This window comes from Microcoleus sp. PH2017_24_DOB_U_A, from assembly GCF_020738205.1.
Classification (GTDB): Bacteria; Cyanobacteriota; Cyanobacteriia; order Cyanobacteriales; family Microcoleaceae; genus Microcoleus.
Map to the genome: position 1 here is coordinate 83687 of NZ_JAEQCT010000055.1, position 21827 is coordinate 105513.

At 44.4% G+C, this 21827-nt stretch carries 15 protein-coding genes; 10 read left to right on the plus strand and 5 right to left on the minus strand.

The features are described from left to right. Positions 1–143 precede the first annotated feature (143 nt). Positions 144–2063, minus strand: a complete 1920-nt coding sequence (locus tag JGK07_RS16455) for a response regulator (protein WP_293189810.1) — start codon at positions 2061–2063, stop codon at positions 144–146. A 445-nt stretch (positions 2064–2508) separates the two neighbouring features. Next, complete coding sequence (locus JGK07_RS16460) at positions 2509–3795, minus strand: chemotaxis protein (protein ID WP_293175564.1); 1287 nt, start codon at positions 3793–3795, stop codon at positions 2509–2511. A gap of 426 nt (positions 3796–4221) precedes the next feature. Between JGK07_RS16460 and JGK07_RS16465 the strand changes: the two genes are divergently transcribed. The 4 genes from JGK07_RS16465 to mrdA all read left to right on the plus strand — a co-directional run bounded on the left by JGK07_RS16465 (position 4222) and on the right by mrdA (position 10163). Beyond that, positions 4222–6765, plus strand: a complete 2544-nt coding sequence (locus JGK07_RS16465) for a GAF domain-containing hybrid sensor histidine kinase/response regulator (protein ID WP_293242613.1) — start codon at positions 4222–4224, stop codon at positions 6763–6765. Between the two features lie 71 nt (positions 6766–6836). After that, complete coding sequence (locus tag JGK07_RS16470) at positions 6837–7202, plus strand: four helix bundle protein (RefSeq protein ID WP_293189812.1); 366 nt, start codon at positions 6837–6839, stop codon at positions 7200–7202. A gap of 96 nt (positions 7203–7298) precedes the next feature. Beyond that, a complete protein-coding gene (locus JGK07_RS16475) occupies positions 7299–7985 on the plus strand; it encodes an N-acetylmannosamine-6-phosphate 2-epimerase (protein ID WP_293175844.1) in 687 nt (228 codons plus the stop codon). 360 nt (positions 7986–8345) lie between these two features. Further along, entirely contained in the window at positions 8346–10163 is a 1818-nt protein-coding gene (gene mrdA, locus JGK07_RS16480; protein ID WP_293242616.1) for a penicillin-binding protein 2, read from the plus strand. Positions 10164–10527: 364 nt separating this feature from the next. Here mrdA and JGK07_RS16485 read toward each other — a convergent pair whose 3' ends face one another. Then, on the minus strand, positions 10528–10755 hold the full coding sequence (locus JGK07_RS16485) for a hypothetical protein (RefSeq protein WP_293189813.1): 228 nt from the start codon (positions 10753–10755) through the stop codon (positions 10528–10530). Here JGK07_RS16485 and JGK07_RS16490 point away from each other — a divergent pair. The 6 genes from JGK07_RS16490 to JGK07_RS16515 all read left to right on the plus strand — a co-directional run bounded on the left by JGK07_RS16490 (position 10754) and on the right by JGK07_RS16515 (position 15772). Beyond that, complete coding sequence (locus tag JGK07_RS16490) at positions 10754–11407, plus strand: pentapeptide repeat-containing protein (protein ID WP_293290958.1); 654 nt, start codon at positions 10754–10756, stop codon at positions 11405–11407. The genes JGK07_RS16485 and JGK07_RS16490 overlap by 2 nt on opposite strands. A gap of 40 nt (positions 11408–11447) precedes the next feature. After that, complete coding sequence (locus JGK07_RS16495) at positions 11448–12095, plus strand: pentapeptide repeat-containing protein (RefSeq protein WP_293236664.1); 648 nt, start codon at positions 11448–11450, stop codon at positions 12093–12095. 52 nt (positions 12096–12147) lie between these two features. Continuing rightward, positions 12148–13221, plus strand: coding sequence for a pentapeptide repeat-containing protein (locus JGK07_RS16500; RefSeq protein ID WP_293175550.1), 1074 nt, complete (start codon positions 12148–12150; stop codon positions 13219–13221). Positions 13222–13595: 374 nt separating this feature from the next. Beyond that, complete coding sequence (locus tag JGK07_RS16505) at positions 13596–14114, plus strand: pentapeptide repeat-containing protein (RefSeq protein ID WP_293175548.1); 519 nt, start codon at positions 13596–13598, stop codon at positions 14112–14114. Between the two features lie 325 nt (positions 14115–14439). Beyond that, positions 14440–14922 (plus strand): pentapeptide repeat-containing protein, encoded by a 483-nt coding sequence (locus JGK07_RS16510; protein WP_293175546.1) that lies wholly within the window; start codon positions 14440–14442, stop codon positions 14920–14922. A 367-nt stretch (positions 14923–15289) separates the two neighbouring features. Continuing rightward, positions 15290–15772: a pentapeptide repeat-containing protein gene (locus JGK07_RS16515; RefSeq protein ID WP_293175544.1), complete on the plus strand. Its 483-nt coding sequence runs from the start codon at positions 15290–15292 to the stop codon at positions 15770–15772. A gap of 215 nt (positions 15773–15987) precedes the next feature. Here JGK07_RS16515 and JGK07_RS16520 read toward each other — a convergent pair whose 3' ends face one another. Both JGK07_RS16520 and JGK07_RS16525 read right to left on the minus strand, forming a co-directional pair. Then, positions 15988–20334, minus strand: coding sequence for a DNA/RNA non-specific endonuclease (locus JGK07_RS16520; RefSeq protein ID WP_293290960.1), 4347 nt, complete (start codon positions 20332–20334; stop codon positions 15988–15990). A gap of 421 nt (positions 20335–20755) precedes the next feature. Further along, on the minus strand, positions 20756–21784 hold the full coding sequence (locus JGK07_RS16525) for a hypothetical protein (RefSeq protein ID WP_293225168.1): 1029 nt from the start codon (positions 21782–21784) through the stop codon (positions 20756–20758). Positions 21785–21827: the final 43 nt, after the last annotated feature.

Consider the following 21827-nt stretch of genomic DNA (forward strand, 5'->3'; position numbering starts at 1 on the left):
TTGGATTTTGGATTTTCGATTGGGGATTGAAGATTTTTGATTGTCAACTGTCAACTGTCAACTGTCAACTGTCAACTCTTCCTTCTTCCTTCTTCCTTCGTGACAACTGTCAACTGTCAACTGTCAACTGTCAACTGTTTAACTTACCGCTGTGTCAGAGCAAGTTTGTGTCGGAGTTGAGTCCGCTCCAAACGATTCAGGATGCGAGCAATTAATTCCGGTTCCACGATCGGCTTATTCACGTAGTCATCAGCACCCGCGACAAACATTTGACGCACTATTTCCGACTCAGAATGAGCGGTCAAAAATAGCACGGGAAGCTTGCTCCAGCGCAAATCGTTTCGCACTGCCAAACACAGCTCGATACCGCTGTAACCAGGCATCTCCACATCTAAAATTAGCAAATCTGGACAAGTGGTTTCGAGTACCTCCCAGAACTTTTCGGGCCGATCTAATGTTGTGACTTGCAATCCCCAAGGTTGTAGAATCACTTTCAGTGCAGCCAATAGATGCACATCATCGTCTACCACCATAACTTTGGCTTCAGCAGCACCTGTTTGATCGAGAACCTGGGCGACTGATTTGAGTATATCTGCTGGGGAGATAGATTTGTGTAAAAAGCCGGAAGCTCCCAAACGAGCAACTTCAATTCGATCGCTCAATTGATTGTTCCCGCTAAAAATCATCACTGGAATATCAGGTTTTTCAGTGCGGAGCTCGGCTAGGAGAGTAAGTCCGTTTTCCTGAATTCTGGAAAATGTCAAATCCAGTAAAATCGCGTCGGGAGGCTGTTGAGAAATCGCGCTTCTTGCGGATTGCCCAGATGTGGCAACTTCTATCTCAAAGCCCGAACCGGATGCTGCTGCTTTTAGTCGATCGCTCTGCAAAGTATCATCATCAACGATCAGAATGCGGCGCTTTTTGGAAACCGCAGTAACCAGCTCGCTTTCAGGTTCCGGCGGGCGATCGAATATCTGTTTGAGCAAATCCTGAAAATCCTCAATCTGCTGAGCAGTCTCCGGTTTAAAGATGTTTTGGGCCTTGAACAACTGTTCGATCTTGCGCGCAACTTCCGAACCTTTAGGCAGCCCTAAAGTTCCCAAAGAACCGACTAATTTGTGAGCTTGCTCCTGGGCTTCCCGCCGCAGTTGGTTGTCCAAGGTTCCGGTTTTCAGTTGGGCGATCGCGCGATCGAATATCACCACCTTTTCGATAAAATTAGCTTTTAACTTGCCCCGAATTTCCGCAACCACACTCAGGACTTGGAGGCGGCGCTCATCGTTGCTTAATTCCTGGCTGTGTGCGATCGATTCAGCAGGTACATTTTCTTGACTTTTAGCAGTTTCTGCCGTATCCCGGGCAACTTTTGGACTCTCAATCTCCTCCGGCAGACTTTTGAGCCGGTAGCCCAATCCATACACCGTTTCCACTAAATCTACAGTCATCCCGGCTGCTTTCAGCTTGTGCCGCAGCCCCTTGATATGAGCGGTAACGGCTTCTTCTTGAGGAAATTCGCCCGCCGACCAAATGCGATCGAGCATGGCACTGCGGCTGAAAATGCGCCGGGGATTTCTCAGAAAAAGTTCCAGCAGATTGTACTCTTTGGGAGTCAAATGCAGAACTTTTTCGCCATAAGTTACTTCCGTAGTATCCGGGTTGACTTGCAGTTTTTCCCAAGTCAAACTTGTACTCGACAAACTTGCCTTACCCCGGCGCAGCAAAGCCCGAATTCGAGCAATTAATTCTTGGAGATTAAAGGGTTTGACCACATAATCGTCTGCACCCGCTTCTAAACCTTGGACTCGATCGTTACTGCTATCTAGCGCTGTCAGCAATAAAATCGGCATTTGGCAGCCGGACGATCGCAATTCCCGACACAAACTAATACCGTCGAGTTTAGGAATCAGCACATCCAAAACAATCAAGTCGTAATCGTAGGCTTGTGCCAACTGCAAGGCTGTTTCGCCGTCTTCCGCCGTATTCACATTGTAATTATGAGCATTCAGCGCTCTGGTCAGCAAATTGATTGTAATTGTGTCATCTTCTACTAGCAAAATTTTCATAAGCCTAGCCTGTTATTTGACCAATTCTTGTGACTTTAAATCAAAATCTTGTGATGCAAATAGCGTTGCCTAACTCTTAATTTATTCGTATTAACCTCCTTCAAACAAATAGTATTGTGCAAATTGTAAAATTGTTACTTTTTATTTTTTCAGACCAACCGCCCCGACGATTATGAAGTTCTTGAAACACGAGCTTTTTTCCAGATATCACGACGATAACTCAAGGCGTCTTCCTTTTTCCTTCTCCTTCTCCTATATAGCGGTTCTCAAGCGTAGTGAGTATGCCCTGTTTGGCCGATGCCTCATGCCCCATGCCCCATGCCCCATGCCCTATGCCCCATGCCCTATGCCCTGTTTGGCCCATGCCCCATGCCCATTCGTACCTCATATGAGAGCTAGAAAGGCTATACATATCGAAAAGTTAAATCAGATGAGCCCTAGAATTTTAGGGCTTTTTCGACTTCAGCGCCTGCTGAATTTTTTGAATCAGATATTGCGATGAATCTTGCTGCTTAACTATATCTTCCCATTCAGAAATTTCAGCTTCAGCGTCTTCTAAATCTTTAACTAAAGAATGAGCAACAACACTTTTTTTAACTCCCAAATTTTCTTTAATGGCGGTCGGTGAATTGAAATCTTTTTCCGCTATTAATTCCTCCAACTCTAACAAAGCCATTTCCGCACGATCGATCTTGATGGTCACCGATTTAGCTACATTAGCACCCGCTCTTGCTGCCTCCGTGAGTTCGTGAACCCGAAGTTTAAATCGGCTGGCAATTTGCTCGATTTGGGTCCCCAATTCAAAAGTTTTACTTGCCAGTCTGCCAATTTCCAAACTCACCTTGCTCAGACCGCTGGGCTGATTTCCCATTTGATTGGTAACTACAGCCACCTGTACTGCTAAATGCCTGACTTGTTCGATCGCCTCCCCGATGGTTCGGGAAGTGCGGTTAACCGTTTCTAAATCATTAGCTATTGCTTTGCTAATACCCAAAATTTTCTGTGTATTATTGCAAATAGAATTAGCACCTTGAAAAGTAGCTTGAAATGCTTGGCGGCCTTCTGAAGAAATTAACTTCGCAATCCTCACAAATCGCTGATTTATTTGAGAAATTTCTTCAGCTTGTTTGACCAGTGTCACTTGCTCGCGACTCGGAGTATTCTGCAATACTTGGGCTTGAAGGTGTTGGGATTTTAGCAACTCCTGGCATTCATAAAATTTTGCCTGTTCTTGTTGAATGATTCCCATATATTTCTGTCTTTCTACTCTGTATTTTTGAATAAGCTTGTTAGCTTGAGCTAAAATTTTAGACTGGGCAATCACCAGAGTCCGAACGTCCAAAAGGCGGAAACTCTGATTGTCCATTACCACAATAATTGGTTCATAAATTAAATCTTTATGCCTGTTGAGAGACGCTTGTACGGCATCCTCAACTTTCCAGTTTTCCTCCATCAGCAAAGGCGGTATTCTCATAAAATCTAACAAGGCTCGAATCGGATGCTGACCGTAAATTTCTACGCGATCGGGGAGACTCATTTGTTCTCGAAATTTGACGCGAGAAATCATGCCCAATACCTGTGATTCGTGAGTAATAATCACTCCCGGTAGGTCTGGTTCTTGCTCGAATCTTTGAGCCACTACCTGTCCTGGAGTTGCAGCACTGACTTGGAAGTGGTGACACGGCAGATGTCCGATCGTGAAATCGGGGGTGAGTTGAGTTGGATTGCTCATTTACCCGGATAGTGTTAAGTAGAAGTTAACAAATTATATATTGATATTATACTGGATTAAGATTGTTTAAAGTAGTCAGCAACCCAGTCTTAAAAGAACTGAGCTTGTAAGAGTAATATCTCGCAAGCTGTGTTGACCAGCCTCAGCCTTAACTGGCTACGTTATTTGAGTCACGACACCGCAGAAAAACGGATACAAGCGCGCGACTTAAGTTGCGAGCAGCCCAAAATCTTAGCTCGAAGTTCCTGCTCCGGTGATTCACGAAGCTGCAAGTAAATCTAAAATCTAAAATCTAAGATCTAAAATCGACTGACTTCTTTGATCTCAAGTCTTTTGGAGCGGCCCCGTCTGCTGCGCCCCTGGTTCCCTCCCCAAAACAGCGGCATTCATATTTTGTCCTTTAAAACAACCGGGAAAATACCTAGATTGAAACCAAAAACCTTAAATCGAACTTTGCCGATCGCAACCTTTGAGGCTGCTTACCAGTTGTTAGAGCAAATGGCTGAACTCCCGGGGGCGATTTGGCTCGCCGACGATGCGATCGCCAATCCTGAAAATGGGGAAGGAAACTCGTCCCAAAGGTTTGCAGCAGTGGTATCAGCTCGGTTTAGCGCGCTGCTGCGGGGCGAGGCATTAGATGAGTTGGCAACAAACGGACGCAAACACAGTGAAAAACATCTCACTTCGCAATTAAATGTGGATTTGACTTTCGATCCAGGGGCGATCGCCAAATTCCTCTCTCCCCTCGCAGACAAACTCGCAGAAATAACGCCCGCACCGCCAAGACAAATTGACATTCGCGCCCTCAAACAAGCAATTAACAACATACAGCCGAACTCGGCAATTTTGCAAAGCGAATTCACCCTAAATTTGCTGGATCTTCTCGCTACCGATGCCAGCAAAAACAGTCCCCTGCCCCTAAAGCTCCCAACAGAAATAGAGGGAAACTCAGCGTTAAAACCGATCGCTCCAGAAACGCTACACCACCAGATTGCCGAAGCCGTCAATCACTTACAAATTGCCAGTCCCTGCATTTCATTTTGTCAGTCTGTGGAAGATGCTTTGCAGCAGCAGCTAGAACAAGAGCGACTTTTGAATCAGGTGACAACTCAAATCCGCCAGAGTTTGGAATTACCAGTAATTTTGTCAAAAGCAGTTTCGAGAGTGCGAGAGTTTTTGGATGTCGATCGCCTGTTAATTTATCAATTTGAAAAAGTGCCAGCCCCCCACCATGCCGAATTAGGTAAAGAAATACCTATGGCGGTTTCTGGCGAAGTCAAAGAAAATCCCGGTTCTTACTTGTATTTAGGTCGCGTTACCTACGAAGCTTTAGCCAGCGATGCTATCTCGTCTGTACTGGATTTTAGTGAAGGCGCCCAGTGTTTTCCCGATGGAGTCATTGACAGAGAGAAATATCGCAAAGGTTTGGCTTTGTGCGTCACTGATGTGGAAATAACTTACTCTTCGCACTCTTGTTTTTTAGAGTTGATGCGGCGGGCGAAGGTGCGCGCAAAGTTGCTAGTACCGATCGTAGTTCAAGACGAATTGTGGGGGCTGCTAATCGCCCACCAGTGTACTGTGTGCGAGTGGGAAGAAAGCAAAAAAACATTTTTGCGGCAAATAGCAGAACATTTGGCGATCGCCATTTACCAAGCCGAACTTTATGCAGAAGTCCAGCAGCAAAAGTGTACCTCTGAACAGCGCGTCATAGAGCGAACGCAAGAACTGCGCGATGCCCTTGCTACCGCCCAGTCTGCCAGCCTCGCCAAAAGCGAATTTTTGGCAGCTATGAGCCACGAATTGCGGACTCCCCTCACCTGCGTCATCGGCATTTCGGACACGCTGCTGCGGTGGTCTTACGGCAAAGTTGGCACCAAAGAAGTACCAATTGCCAAACAGCGACAGTACCTGCAAACTATCCGGGACAGCGGCGACCACTTATTAGAATTAATTAACGATATTTTAGATTTATCGCAAGTAGAAGCAGGAAAAGCAGTATTAAAAATTAGTGAATTTTCAATTTCTAAATTAGCTTCTCAGAGCCTGCACGCCTTCAAAGAAAAAGCTATAGCTAAAGGCGTGGAACTCGTGCAAGAACAGCGGATCAAACAAGAGTGCGATCGCTTCACCGCAGACCCGCGCCGCTTGAGACAAATTCTGTTCAATCTTTTAGGAAATGCGATTAAATTTACTCCCGAAGGCGGGCGAATCGTCCTGCGAGTGTGGGTGACAGAAGATAAAACTCGGACGCCAGCAGTGCGACAGCCCGGTACTGCACCCCCAGGTAGCACCGCTGTTTTTCAAATCAAAGATACCGGCATTGGAATTCCCGAAGATCAGCGATCGCTCTTGTTTCAAAAATTCCAGCAGTTAGATTCCCCATACCGCCGCGAATACGGCGGCACGGGTTTGGGATTGGCATTAACGAAACAGTTAGTAGAACTTCACGGCGGCGCGATCGAAGTCAACTCTACAGTTGATGTTGGCTCTACTTTTACAGTTTTTATACCAATGCAAACTAAAAGCAAAGATGAATCCACAAAATTCAAATATGAAAAATCGAATTCATCTTTACCGCTGCACTCTTCCTCCTTGCGGGGCAGCCTCGTCCTCGTAGAAGAAGATGAAGAAACTGCCATGCTGATTTGCGATATCCTGACAGCCGCAGGAATGCAGGTAGTGTGGATGATTGAAGGCTCGGCGGCGGTAGAACAAATTGAACTTTTGCAGCCCAATGCTGTGATTGTGGATATGCGTTTACCCGGGATGAACGGCTGCGAAATAATTCAACAACTTCGCCAAAAACCCGCTACTGAAAATCTCAAAATTCTGGCTTTAAGCGCTAAAGAAATTCCCGCAGATGAAATATCTTTTGTGACGGCGGGAGCTAACGATTGTTTGGCTAAACCGATTCACCCCGAGCAATTGCTTGACAAAATTCTTTCTTTAATGGCCGGGATTAATGGATAATGGGGCATGGGGCATGGGGCATGGGGTATGGGGCATGGGGCATTTAATATAATTGAGTTTTTGAGGTAATTATGGGAAGACCTGATTTTGAGGAATTAGAAGTTTATAAGTTGGCGGAAAGTTTGGCGAATCAGATTTGGGAGATTGTTAAAAAATGGGATTACTTCACAAAAGATACGATGGGCAAACAGATAGTTCGGTCTGCTGATAGTGTCTGTGCTAATATTGCTGAAGGAAGAGGTCGTTATAATGATCAAGATAATCGGCGTTTTGTAAAAATTGCCAGAGGCTCTTTGTACGAAACCGTAAACTGGTTAAGATTAGCCTATGCTAGACACCTTATCACCAGCGAAGAAGTAAGCAAATTTAAACCAATTGTTGATAAATTACTACCAAAACTTAACGCCTATTTGAGTTCAATAGGACACAGGGAATAAATTACAAAAAAAGCCCAATTCCCAATGCCCTGTTTGCCCCATTCCCATGCCCCATGCCCCATGCCCCATGCCCCATTCCCCATTCCCCAATTCCCCATGATTAACTGTCAAATTCCCACAGGATTAATTGTTTCTTGTCAAGCACCTGCTGATTCGCCGCTGCACGATCCGATCGTGATTGCAGCAATGGCTCGCACCGCCATCAATCGAGGGGCATCGGGCGTGCGGATTGACACCCCGGCTCACGTTGCAGCGGTGCGACAACAGGTATCGGCTCCCGTAATTGGCATTTGGAAGCAGCAATTGGCGGGATGCGAGATTTACATTACTCCTCGGTTTGAAGACGCACGGGCGATCGCACTTGCAGGAGCAGATATTATCGCCATTGACGCGACTTTGCGAAACCGCCCTGCTGGCGAAGACTTAAAGACGTTAATCGATCGCATTCACAAAGAATTAGGGAAATTAGTCATGGCGGATGTAGATACTATAGAATCTGCGATCGCCGCTGCTGAAGCTGGTGCAGATACTGTCGGTACTACTCTTTTTGGCTACACACCCCAAACAGAAAGTTTCTCGCCGCCCGGATTTGATTTGCTAGCGCAAATGGTAGCAAAGCTCAAGATTCCCGTTATCTGCGAAGGCGGAATCTCTGGGCCCTCCATGGCTCAAAAAGCATTGAATTTAGGAGCAACGGCTGTTGTTGTCGGTGGAGATATTACTGGAATTGATATTAAGGTGACAGCCTATGCGTCGTTCATTCAGTTGACAGTTGACAGTTGACAGTTGACAGTTGATCTGTTGTAGGGGCAGTGCCCCCGTGAGAGCCCTCTTAGTTGACAGTTGACCGCTTGAGGGCAACCTCTACCTGGAAGTCCGAGGATTGGAGTAATGAATCGTCTGATTTTAATTTCTACGCCAAACCCAGAGGCTTTCAAGCAATTATTTATGCTAATAGGAAAATAAATAGGAAATTGTAGAACAAGAACTGTACGGGATTTTACGTATTTATGTATCTGCCAATAGGCATATTTATGTCGGTCACTAAAGAGCTAAAAGTTGTCATCGCTGTATCCTCCCCGAAATAATCCGGATGAGAATTAGATCTGCCTGTTAATTCAATCAAAGAGCAGATTAATTAATATGGCTAGCGATTTTTCTTTTAACTCTAAAGTCCGATTAAACAAAAATACCTCGGACAATCCTGCACAGCAACGGAGTCGATCGCTCCAAGTGATGATTTTTATGCTGATAGTCACTACATTAGTGACGATGCCGATGTTTCGTCTAGCCGAATTGCAACTGGTACAGGGAGCCTACAACCGACAGCGGGCGGAAAATAACCGCATTCGCCCTGTCTCAGTCGCAGCGACTCGCGGTCAAATTTTAGATCGCAACGGCAAAATTTTGGCGGCGAACCGCGTATCGCGATCGGTGTATTTGTGGCCAAAAGAGCGATCGGCAAAGGATTGGCAAGAAGTCGCGGCTACACTGAGCCCGATCGTCAAACTTCCCGCCACCGAAATCATCAAAAAAATCGATGTAGCCGGCTACAAATCAGCCCTGCCAGTGCGAATTAGTAAAGATATCGATGTCGCTACTTTCGTCGCTTTGGGAGAACAAAGCAATACTTTGCGGGGAGTTGAAATTCGCGTAGAATCGAGCCGCGACAATCCCAACCAGCAATTAGCAGCTCACCTTTTGGGGTACGTCGGTGAAGCTACTTTAGACGAATTAAAAGCTAATCCTGCATATCCAATGGGGATGATCGTCGGTCAAATGGGAGTTGAAAAGTTAGCCAATCCAACTTTAGAAGGCGTTTGGGGGAACCGTTTGATCGAGGTGAACGCTAAGGGCGAGGAAATTCAAGATTTAGGCGTAAAAGAGCCTATTCCCGGCAAACCCGTGCAGCTAACTTTAGATTTAGATATGCAAAAAACTGCCGAAAAAGCTTTGGGCGATCGCCTGGGTGCCGTTGTAGCGATCGACGTGAAAACCGGAGCGCTTTTAACAATGGCTAGTTGGCCGACATTTGACCCCAACATTTTCACCCGCAAGGTGACTCAAACAGAATGGGATCGACTGCAAGGGCCAGAAAAACCATTTTTAAATCGGGCAGTTCAAGGCTATCCAGTCGGCAGCACTTTTAAGATTGTAACTTCTGTCGCAGGGATGGAATCGGGCAAGTTTTCTCCTGACTCGACTTTAGTATCATCCTCTTCAATTACGATCGGTGGCATTTCTTTCAACGAACACGGCGCGGGTCAAGGTGTTATCGGTTTTCGCGATGCTTTGGCCTTTAGCAGCAATACATTTTTCTATCAAGTAGGCATGGCGGCAGGCCCGGAACAAATGTCGAAATGGGCGTCTAAAATGGGCATTGGCGGGACGATTAATTTAGATATTTTGGGGATAGACGGCGCCAATCACGGTCAAGTGCCCACGCCAGCAGAGAAAAAGAAAATGTACAAGGAAGATTGGTATGTGGGCGATACCGTCACAATGGCGATCGGTCAAGGCTTGGTACTTTGTACTCCCCTAGAATTAGCAGTTATGGTATCAACAATTGCTAACGGCGGTTCGCGAGTGCAGCCGCACTTGTTGGCATCTCAAACCAATACACCCCTCACGAAAAAAATCCCCACAGGAATTAAACCTTCTACTTTAAAGGTGATTAAAGAAGGATTGATGGACGTGGTGAAAAAGGGTACAGGCCGCGGTCTGAATGACGGTACAATTCCTTTAAGTGCTGGTAAGACAGGGACTGTGGAAATGCCAGGTCATCCTGACAATTCGATGTATGTGGGTTTTGCACCCGCTGACAAGCCGGAAGTTGCGATCGCAGTTATAGTCGAAGGCGGAGGATTTGGTGCCGTCTCGGCCGCACCAATTGCTCACGAAGTATTTAAAACCTATTTTCAAAAACAAGGTTTTAAACCTACTAACAAGCCTTTCAAATAATAATTGATATTATAGCGAATCTAGCTCTCATATGAGGTATGTTGTTGGGCTTGGGCCCTATACGTCTAAGCGGTTATCGAGCTGTCAGTTATACCTCATCTTTTTGAGAAAGGCTATATGCCCTGTCAATTACGCTAAAAACCGTTTCTAGTGAAGACTTTAGTCACACCGTGTCAATTATCAGCCCTAAAAATGGTTTGTAGTGAGGAATGCAAGTCCGCATCCAAATCCGAGGACTGAAGTCCTCACTACAAACCAATCTTATTATGGTCGTTCGACGGGACATGATATTAATTCTTGACTGCTGACTGTTAATATTTTGTCAAGTAAGGTGCTCCCGCGCACCTTACTGTTGTCAATGCACTCAAAAGTTTTCTCCAACCAATCGTCTCACCTCCAAAGTCGATAAATTCATCATTTGCGCCACCTGTTCCAGATTCATCCCAGAATTTAAAACTTGAGTTAAGAGCGATCGCAAAGCTGACTCCGCTGCCAGCCGCGCTTGCTGTTCTTCCTTGTGAGCCTTCAAAGATTGAGCTATTTTAGTAGTATCAACATTTTTATTCTCAACAGATTCTAGAAATAAAGTCATGAACGAAGAAGAAAAAGAAGCAGAATATATCAGAATATACAACAGTAGAAAACAGTTGTGGTCAGGGGAGAGAGACTTTTCTCTAATTCAAGTGAACTTGACCGGCGATCAGTGTAAGGATGGTTACTTTAGTGGAGTAAACTTGAGTGGGGCTAACTTCAGGGAAAGTGACTTGCAACGGCTGGTTTTTTACGGACAAGGAATCAATTTTAGTGGCTCAGATTTGAGCGACCTCGACTTGGCCTACGCGCATTTTGAAGATGCGGATTCGAGTGGGGCGAACCTGAGCGGAGCTTGTCTGTGGCGGGCTAACTTTCGCAGAGCGAATTTGACTGGGGCAAATTTCAGCAGAAGTGACTTACAGGAAACTGGTTTTCACATGACTAATTTGAGTAGATGCAAATTTAGTGGAGCCAAAATGATTGACACCGGGTTTGGTTTTTGTGACTTAATTGATAGTGATTTTAGGGATGCTAAGTTTCAAAATGGGGTGGGTTTTTCTAAGTGTGACTTGACGAGAGCTAACTTCTTTGGCACTGAATTTAAAATAAGTGAAGTTAACGATCACAAACCTGGAAGGGTTGTTTTCAAAGACGTTTACTTTAAAGATACCATCATGCCCGATGGCGCTATTTGGAATAGTGAAGACTAATCCGTCATTTTTATTCTCAACAGATTCTAGAAATAAAGTCATGAACGAAGAAGAAAAAGAAGCAGAATATATCAGAATATACAACAGTAGAAAACAGTTGTGGTCTCTAATTCAAGTGTACTTGAGCGACCAGCAATCTAAGGAGCGCTACTTAAGTGGAGTGAACTTGAGTGGAGCTAACTTCAGGGAAAGTGACTTGCTACATCTGGTTTTGTACGGACAAGGAATCAATTTTAGTGGCTCAGATTTGAGCGACCTTGACTTGGCCCGCGCACATTTTGAAAATGCTGATTTGACTGGGGCTAACCTGAGCGGAGCTTGTCTGTGGCGAGCTAACTTTGGCAGAGCGGATTTGACAGGGGCGAATTTGACTCAAACCGATTTGCAGGAGACTAAGTTTTACGACGCGAATTTGAGTAGAGCAAACTTAAGTGGAGCCAAGATGATTGAGACAAGTTTTGATGATGCTAACTTAACCGATAGTGATTTTAGGAATGCTAAGTTTAAAGATAGAGTTCGTTTTTATCGGGCTGACTTGACGAGAACTAACTTTTTTGGTACTGAGTTGGATCTGGATGAAATTAGAGCTAACAAATCTGAAATGGCTATTTTTACAGATGCTCACTTTAAAGATACCATCATGCCCGATGGTACTATTTGGAATAGTGTAATCCCGGGAGTAGAATAGCTTTTTTAAAAGTAGTATTATTAAGAGTGTAAATAGATAAAGGTCGAAAGTTATGGACGCTGAAGAATTGCTCAGACGCTATGCCGATGGCGAGAGAGATTTCTCGGAAATTAGCTTGGTCGATGCCAATCTAGCAAACATGGACTTGAGTGGCATCGAGCTCAGTGGCGCTGATTTGAGAGGTGCTAATTTGAGAGAAACCAATCTCAGCGGAGCGCATCTAGCTTCTTCTAACCTGAGCACTGCTAATCTCAGTCGCGCTAACTTAAGTAATGCTTGCTTAGAAGAAGCTGACTTCAGTGATGCTGACTTAGGACTGGCTGACTTGGAAGGTGCTAATCTCAGTCACGCTAATTTGTGGGGAGCTGATTTGACGGATGCTTATTTGATTGATGCTAATTGTACCTCGGCAAATTTTAGCATGACATACTTGGTTGGCGCGAAAACTAAACGTGCCAACTTTCAGGGAGCGCAGATAGATACCGCTATTTTCCAAATGCAAAAGATGCTGTTTACAGATATCATCAATCGTTATGCGGCTGGGGAAAGAAATTTTAGCGGCTTGATGGTAGAGAGTCCCAATTGCAGCCGGGAACGCAGGTCTTGGGAGCTCGGACAATTAAAAGGATTGGATTTGAGCGGTATTATTTTGCGTAATAGTAATATCCAAGAGCTCGGGCCCTACATGAATGGAGTGATTTTGGGAGGAGCTGACTTGACTAGGGTTGATTTCGATCAAAGCAATTTTGAAAGAGCAGATTTGAGCAATGCTATTTTGCGGGAAACCGGTTTCTTCCAATCAGTTTTTGCCCATGCCAATTTGAGCGGAGCCGACTTTACGGGAGCTGGGTTATTTGAGAGTCGTTTTTTCTGTGCCGATTTCAGTAGAGCCAAATTGAATAAGGCAAGAATAGGCAGTTTCAGCTTTATCTGCAATAATTTGACGGAGGCAACCTTCAAGGGAGCTAGGTTACACAGTGTTGATTTTGATGAAGCCAAGTTGACTAAAACGGACTTCCGGGAAGCCGACTTCGGTGTGAAAGATGATATATTCGGGGTTAAATTTCGAGATTGCCATTTTGAGGAAACCCTCATGCCCGATGGCAGAGTGCGTAACAATAGTTAAGGTAAATAGACTTCCCTTTTTTTTGAGAGCAACAAAATGGATGTCGCTTTTTTTAAATTAAATTATGTATGTCGAATCGTACTTTTGAAGAGCAGAAGGGGTCAAAGGGCTAAAAGGGCGATCGGCTAATATTGAGCTTTAGTAAATGCAGTATTAATAAAAATGAAAATTAGACTTTATTAAAAGTCAATAGCCTGGTATGCTAAGCAAGCTTTCCAGGCTAATTTGTTTGATGTCTAGACGATCAGCCTTATGATTCGATTATTTCCGCTTCCATGTTTGCTAACTTCTCCAAGCAGCTTTGTATTGATACAAAATAAAAGTAAAAGTGACAGTGCTATTATAAAAGTATAAACAGCTTGAACAAGACAGCTATGGATGTTGAAGAACTATATAGACGCTACGCGGCGGGAGAGAGAGATTTTCCTGGAGTTGATTTAAGTCATGCTGATTTAAACATTGCTAACGTGACATACATGGAAGACCTCCAACCAGGTCAGAATGAGTTGAGTGGTATCAATCTCAGCGGTGCTAACTTGACTAGAGCCAATCTGAGTTGTGTTAATCTCAGCGGTGCTAACTTGAGTAGTGCGAACCTAGACTCTGCCACCCTTGAATGTACGATATTGACTGGTGCCGATTTGAGGAAAGCCATTTTAGATTATGCCGAACTGGTATGCAATCTAATTGATGTTGACTTGAGAGAAGCTAGTATATTTTGTACGCGATTGATTGGTACTGACCTGACCAGAGCCAACTTGATGGGGGCAACATTTCAAGTCATGACAGAAGAAGATGGTTTAATTTTTTGCGATACGATCATGCCTGATGGCACTATTAATAGTAAAAATTGGCCCGAAAGAAATAAGTATAGCAACCGCCAACGCGGTTAGGATCTAAACTAGAAGTATTCCCTTTTGCTGCTTCTAAATTTTATTAAAAGTCAAGAGCCTGGTAAGCCAAGTCAGCTTTCCAGGCTAATTTGTTTGCTGTCTAGACGATCAGCCTTATGATTCGATTATTTCCTCTATCTCGTCTGGAATATTTGAGAAGAAGTCAAGGTCAGTCAACTCCTCGATTTGGTTAACAGTCAACTTCCATGTTCGCCAGTTTCTCCAAGCAGCTTTGTTTTGTATGTCTGGAAGACTTAACCCCAATAAAGTAAAGTAAAAGTGACAGTGCTATTATGAAAGTATAAACAGCTTGAACAAGAAAGCTATGGACGTTGAAGAACTATATAGGCGATATGCTGCGGGAGAAAGGGATTTCTCAGGAGTAGATTTAAGTCATGCTGACTTAAACTTTGATAAAGTGGGATATCCCGAAGAACTCGAACCAGGTAAAAATGATTTGAGCGGTATCAATCTCAGCGGTGCCAACTTGACCGGAGCCAGACTGATTTGTGTTAACCTCAGCGGTGCTAATTTGAGCAGTGCAAACCTAGAGTCTGCTACTCTAGAATGCACGATATTGACTGGTGCTAATTTGAGTGATGCTATCCTAGATTATGCTGAACTGGCATGCAACCTAATTGATGTTGACTTGAGAGAAGCCAGTATGTTTTGTACGAGATTAGCTTATGCTCACTTGACCAGAGCTAATTTGAGGGGGGCAATATTTCAAGTTCATGTAGATGGGTATGTAGTTTTTAGTGATACAATTATGCCTGATGGTACTATTAATAATGAAGAGTATGAGTAGCCTAAATAATTTGTGTAATAGCGTGTAATAGTAATGCTTGATGGAGTGGCTTTTTAGATATTTTTGCCTTCGATCAATTATTTATATTCGCTAGGTTTTAATTAATTAAAAGTTAATAGCCTGGTAAGCAAAGTCAGCTTTCCCGGCTAATTTATTTGAAATTTAGACCATCAACTTTCTGATTCGATTATTTCCTCAATCTCGTCGGGGATATTTGAGAAAAAGTTAAGCTCAGTCAACTCCTCGATTTGCTTAACAGTCAGCTTCCATGTTTGCTAACTTCTCCAAGCAGCTTTGTTTTGATACAAAGTAAAAGTAAAAGTGACAGTGCTATTATAAAAGTATAAACAGCTTGAACAAGACAGCTATGGATGTTGAAGAACTATATAGGCGTTACGCTGCGGGAGAGAGAAATTTCCCTGGAGTTGATTTAAGTCATGCTGATTTAAACGTTGCTAACGTGGGTGATATTAGAGACCTCCCACCAGGTCAGAATGAGTTGAGTGGTATCAATCTCAGCGGTGCTAACTTGACTAGAGCCGATTTGAGTTTTGTTAATCTCAGCGGTGCTAATTTGAGTAGTACGAACCTAGAATCTGCTATCCTATTGGGTACTATATTGATTGCTGCCGATTTGAGGGACGCTATCTTAGATTATGCCGAACTGGGAGGCGAACTGGTTGATGCCGACTTGAGAGAAGCCAACCTGCATTGTACGCGATTGATTGATACTAACCTGACTAGAGCCAATCTAATGGGTGCAGAATTTGCAGCCACCGGAGAAGGTCGTGTGATTTTCTGCAATACCATTATGCCTGATGGTACTATTAGGAATGACGATTGCTCCTAAAGGGATTGATAGATCGGTTTTGCTGGAAAAGGGTATTGGAGATGGTAGGATATACTTTGATTATCTCATTAGCACGGTCTAAGATTGATTTGATATAAGAAAAAGTCAAATCATCTTCAACTCATAGACTTTATTAAAAGTCAATAGCCTGGTATGCTAAGCAAGCTTTCCAGGCTAATTTGTTTGATGTCTAGACGATCAGCCTTATGATTCGATTATTTCCTCAGTTGCCATGTTTGCCAATTTCTCCAAGCAGCTTTGTTTTGTATGTCTGGAAGACTTAACCCCAACAAAGTATTGAATGGGTGAGGAACTGGAAGTGGGAAATCTCCATTGGCATCTACCGATCCATTTGGATTAGTTGGGACGTGAGCTGGTTCAACCTCGTTGGGTGTCAAAATGCCGTAAGTTGTAGTGTTAGCAATTGTGACATTAGCAGGATTCAGTCCTGGTTGCTCTAAATCCAGTACGACCTTCCAAGTCCAACCAGGAATATTGATTCCTTTGCTTGTAAGAATCTGGGGATTTGTTAATCTGCTGGGTCTTGCTCTATGGCTTATACGTTGAGGATTTAGATTGCTTTCATAACCCCCAGCGACAACATAAAGCTCTTTTGAGTCAATATTAGTAGTGGATGCAAGCAAATCATCAAAACTCGTCCATGCTGGACTTTGCGGATTTTCATCTAGGCTGAGATCGTTGTTATCTTGATGCTGTGGAACTACATTCGTCATCAAAAAAGTCGCTATGTTGTCCTTTTCACTATTAGTTCGCTGAGACGAAGGTAGCATATGACCCCTTGAATACAAACTGTTGCTGTAGTCCTCATTTTTGACCCGACCCCAAGTTTCAGGAATACTTTGATCTTCGATAAATCTGAGATTTGAGCGCGCAACACTACCCAGCCACTTTTGATTCAGTTGCCAACTTACCCATTTAGGAGTTTTACTGCTGTCATCATAAGCAGTGGCAAACTGTGCTTTCTCTAGCAAATAGTTATTGCGCTCCGCAATAGCAAGATCAGTTGTGTTCCTTGCATCTGAGGGATTTCCAAACAGTAGATGTTGGCTTTTAAAAAATACATTATCTAAGTAAACATTACCGCCACCAACAACTTCAAACTTCAGAGTTGCTACTTGACCGCGCAAATTGTCAGGCACCTCTACTTGGAAAGTCTCAAACCCTTGAATTCCATAATCAATCCTTTGTGTATCTGCTAAATATGCACCTCTTGTACGATTCGCTCGCCTCAAGTTGATCGATGATGAAACGCCTAAAGGACTTCCATCTGCTGCTGACAAAGTGACCAAAACACTTCTTCCCGAACCTAGTTCTGCTTCGGGAACATGGAGGTCAAACCGTAAGTTTCCCCAATCAGGTACAACAAAACGATTGTGGGTAATACTTTTTCCTGATTCTAGCTTCAGAGCATAATTTGCTTGAGTTCGATCGACTCCAATTCTATCGAGTTCCGCGTGCAAAGCTGGAGCTTCTGTTGCAGATAACTGATTCACATCAACAAGATTGCTGGTAGACACACTCGGTGACGTTTCACCATTATGCAAAGACCAACCAGGAATCGCATCAGAAAAAATAGTCCGATTACCACCCTGCGGATTGAAAACAGCATCAAAATTGCCATTAAACAAAGTAGGAACCGCCCCATCTCCCCGCATCCTGGCATCATAAGTATTGTCAAAATCAACCGGGATACGCTCTACATTCGTTTGGGGACGCAACTCCGAACCGCCACCCAAAACCGAATAAAACCACCCCGTACCAATTCCCTCCCAAGGAGCAGCATCAACACCGTGTTCAAAACGCTCTTCCGGCGTATACCAAGGGCTAACGCGAGCGGAGTCTGTCAAAACAGTACCGCCAAATGAAAAGTCCTTATCGAATAAAGGTTCGCGATACCCATCGCCGCGTCGGCGGAAAAGAGGATTAACATCTAAGTCTTCATTGAAAGGGAAGTTAGTTGGAAAGAGGTCTGATGTTCCCCCATACCAGCTCAAAACACGTCCGTGTACAGCTCCCCTTCCAGCAATACCAACAGTAGGATCTGTTTCCTTGGTAAACCCAGCACGACTTTTATTATAATCTGGGTTGTTTTTATTAGTTCCCAGAAAAACCGACAAATCCGGTTTTCCCAACAGCGGAGCTGTAGCATCGGGATTTTCTGACCTCCAACCTTCTCGCGGCAACTTAAGTCCGGGGGCTGTTTTCCCATTCTCAGTAGACGGGAGATTCGGAATATCCCGACCCGCAGGCGAAACCGTACCGCTTAATAAATTCGGTACTGTCTGATAGTAATTATCCGCAAAAGTGACATTTTTCCACACCTGAACCTTTGGCTCGCGGAAATCGCCGAAATTCTCTGTCACCACATCTAGCCCCGGTTGATCGAAATCGTGGGGGTCTAAAGTTGTCATCTGAAGGTCGCGAGTATTGGAATTTTCTTTGCCGCCAGCATCAGGAAAATAAGAACCTAAACGCTGAATAATTTCGCTGTTAACAACAGTACCTCGACTGAAACCAACAAAGTGCAGCGGGGAATTGAAAAGTGCGCCTTGTTTAGCCGTGCTAGTTTCATCCTTCAACACTCCATCCAACTGCACGAGGGAAGTAAAGAAAGCATCTGCTGCCGCCTCTGTGAAGCCTGAATCAGGAACGGCCGATTCATTATTTTGCGACCAGTCATTCAGCAGCACTAACGGTTCATTGTTGTCAAGGTAGGGAGCTATATAACTCTCCAATTTAGTGAGATATTGCGGATCGTTTTGCGGGTTCAAACCTGATGGGAAGTCTCCGGGCACTGCACCATATTTGTTGACAGGAACCCAGTAACCTGTAGGCAGGTCGTACCTCATCATCAAACCGCCACCGTCGATACCTGCATTGGCAATGCTATTACCCAGTTGATAAAATTCTGAAGGAATTCCAGGGTTATTGAAAAAGGGAGGACTAAAAGGAGGTTTAAAGCCGTGGGTCAGCACGGTGACGCTGCTGAAGGTATTGTCACCGTTGAGGGCTGGCGGTAGCGGCGTCCAGAAATTACCAAACTCCTCGTTGCGTTTTCCTTCTTTATTCCAAGCTTCAACTGCCCAATTGTACTTCTGGCCGGCAGTCAGTTTGAGACTGGGAGGAAGTGTAAAGCTGGTATTGGTTCCCTGAGTAAATGTTTTACCGCCATCGAAAGTCCACTTGCCGATATTGGTGCTATCTTTCTGCCAAGTCGCAGTTAAAATGCGGTTGGGATTGAAATCGTTTTCTTGACCGTGGTAAGAAGATGTGTTCCAAGGTTTTGTCAGTAAACCTAACTGCTGGGGTTTGCTCAATCCTTGGTCGGAGAGAAATTTGTTACCGTTAGGATCTGGTAAATCAACTACTTTATCCCACGGCAAAAGTCCCTCACCTTCGTCAAACAGGCTGACGAAGAGATTAACTTCTGTAATGTCCTGATTCGGTGGACTGTCAAAACTCCATTGGAACTTTGGGTTAAGGGGATTTTCTGAACTCTTGCTAGTACCTATCGGCTCTTTCAAATCCAGCCAATCCAGCGGTGTCGCCGCCAAACCGCGAGGGTTTGTCACAGAAACGGGAGCTTTCTTACTTCCCGGCGGTACGCCGTAAGTATATTGATTGTTCGCGTCGGTCAGAATCTGAAAATCAGCAGCAACACTAACTGCTGGATTAATATTATCAATTGGAATCGCCGCCAAGTCAGCAATCGTAGCATTTCGTGCCGTAGCGCTGTTAAACAACGGCAGCCCAACACCCCGACCTTTATTATCTACTTGGAATTGACTGGGGTTGGTCAGCGTTTTGACAAATTCCTCCACATCAAAAACATAAACTTTGCCATTCGCACCGCTTAAATTTGGATAGGAAGCGTAAAGAAACTTGCTATCACTTGACAGCGCTAAGTCTGTAGCGAATCCATCTGGAATCGGTCGAGTTGCCGCTACTAATTGCGGATTTGTCAGCGGGTCTTTGATAATGCCGATGTTGCTGCCTGCTCGCGGGTCTCCATCTATGCTGGGTATTTCCTGACCGAAAAATTTCGTATCCGCATTCCGACCCACAACAAACGCATAACTCGCATCCGGTAAAACTGTTACCGAAACTCCCTCATTCACATCGAAGTAATCAAAAGTTGAACCCAGCCCTAAATTTGTATAGCGAGTAGTAGCAGCAAAACTTACGGGGTCGTTATTGGTAATATCCAGTACCCCAAATCCTTTGCTATCTTTGCCGCTGTTTGTAAATGTCATTTTCAGCGGATCGACCGTAGCAGCTAATCCTTCTACGCCTTCATCGGCTGTTACAGTTCCAATTAATTGATTCCATTTTTTGGGGTTCGCGCCGGGGCTGATTGGTCGGTCTTTGGGGTCGATGTTAACGGCGTAAATCTTGCTGTTCGCGCCGTTTGGTGCGGTAACAAATAGCTTTTTGCCGTCGCTGCTAAGGGCGATTTGCCGCAAACCGCTTGGGGCTGTGCCGACTGGGATGGTTTGGGTGACTTGGTGATAGGTTGGTGAAAATGGGTTTGCGGGATTCACCTAGCCGTAAGTTATATAATGGCGCCGGATGTCGCTTTCAGCGATCGCATCTGGGTCGCTGCTGGGATATTTAATTTCTACTTGTTGGACTTGAGTTAAAATTGTCATTTTTCAATTTTTCTCAAAATTAATTAATTTAATCTCTGGTGTAAATCAACTTTTTAAGGTTCGTAGTGAGGACTTCAGTCTTCTCTCATTTGATGAGGACTGAAGTCCTCACTACAAACCTAGCTAATTTGATGCTGCGTCCTGGACTTTCAGATGGATCTGACTGTTTGCAGATACAGAGAATTTAACGGTGCATCTCATTGTGGCAAGGGCGAAGCATTTCGGCACATAATTTATGAACCAGAATCAGAGATTTACTGCCGAAATGCTTCGCCCCTACGAATAGATTTGTAAAAAGGAGATGCTCCCGAATTTAAACTTTATTAATTCCTCTTTCTAAAATAATCATCTCCGAGCCAACAACCGGACTTCTAGCTATTAACTTTCCTTCCAAATTGGCAATTTGTAATTTGCTGAAATCCAGTGAGTTAGCTTCTTTCCACATTTGACTGGCGAGCTGATTTTGCTCTACATCGCTGAGTTTGTACCAATCTTCAGCGACTTTGACAGTCAAAAGACCGATCGAGAAATCAGCATCAACAGACTTAACTAAACCGCCGCCCAGTCGATTAGTAATTTCAGCAACTTGATTTTGAATCGCCGCAATCAGAGACTGTTCCGGCGTTAGCGGCGGTGGCGGGATAATTTCTACAGGTTCCGGTTTTTTCGGCGCTGCTAAATCGGGCAATTTGCTTTTAAAATTAGCGGGTGTAGGCTGAGAATTTGCGATCGCCTCTGGGGATTTCGCTGTTCCCGGCGCCACAAAATCGTCAAAGGTTGGGGATAGCTGTGCTGCTGGGATAGGCGCTTTTGCTAATTTCTGGGGCGGTTTTGCCGAGAAACTGTTGAAAGTTAAACCGATCGCAACGATGAGAATTGCAGCTAAGGAGGCGTTTAAAATTGGATCGGACAGCTTGGCGTTCGCAGATGCAGGTAGGAACGATCGAACTAACCGCACAATACTTTGCCAAAGTACGCCGACTTTCCCTAAAAAACTGCCGCCCGCGGGTTTAGATACAGGCTTTTTAGCGAATTTTACCCCAGCTTTTGGCGGGGGAACGCTGTTAACTTTCGCAGGCGGAGGAGGAGTTGTTGCTGAGTTGGAAGCAGTTGGTGCGGGCTTTTGGGGCTGCAAAGGAGGTTCTGCTGCTAATTTTTTTCCCCCTTTTCCCAAATTCCCAATCGAGGTCATCAAAGCTTTGATTTTCTCATTTGTGGGAACAGAACTGCTAGCATTTTTAGCTGTGGTGCGAGTCGCGGCCGACTTTGCTGGGGAATCTACCTCGGGTGTCGGAGATTCAAACGGTTCTGGAGTTGGTTGGTTTAGTGGTTCTTCTGACATTTTATCTGCCTTGGAGCGTTACAAATATATCTAAACAGGATAA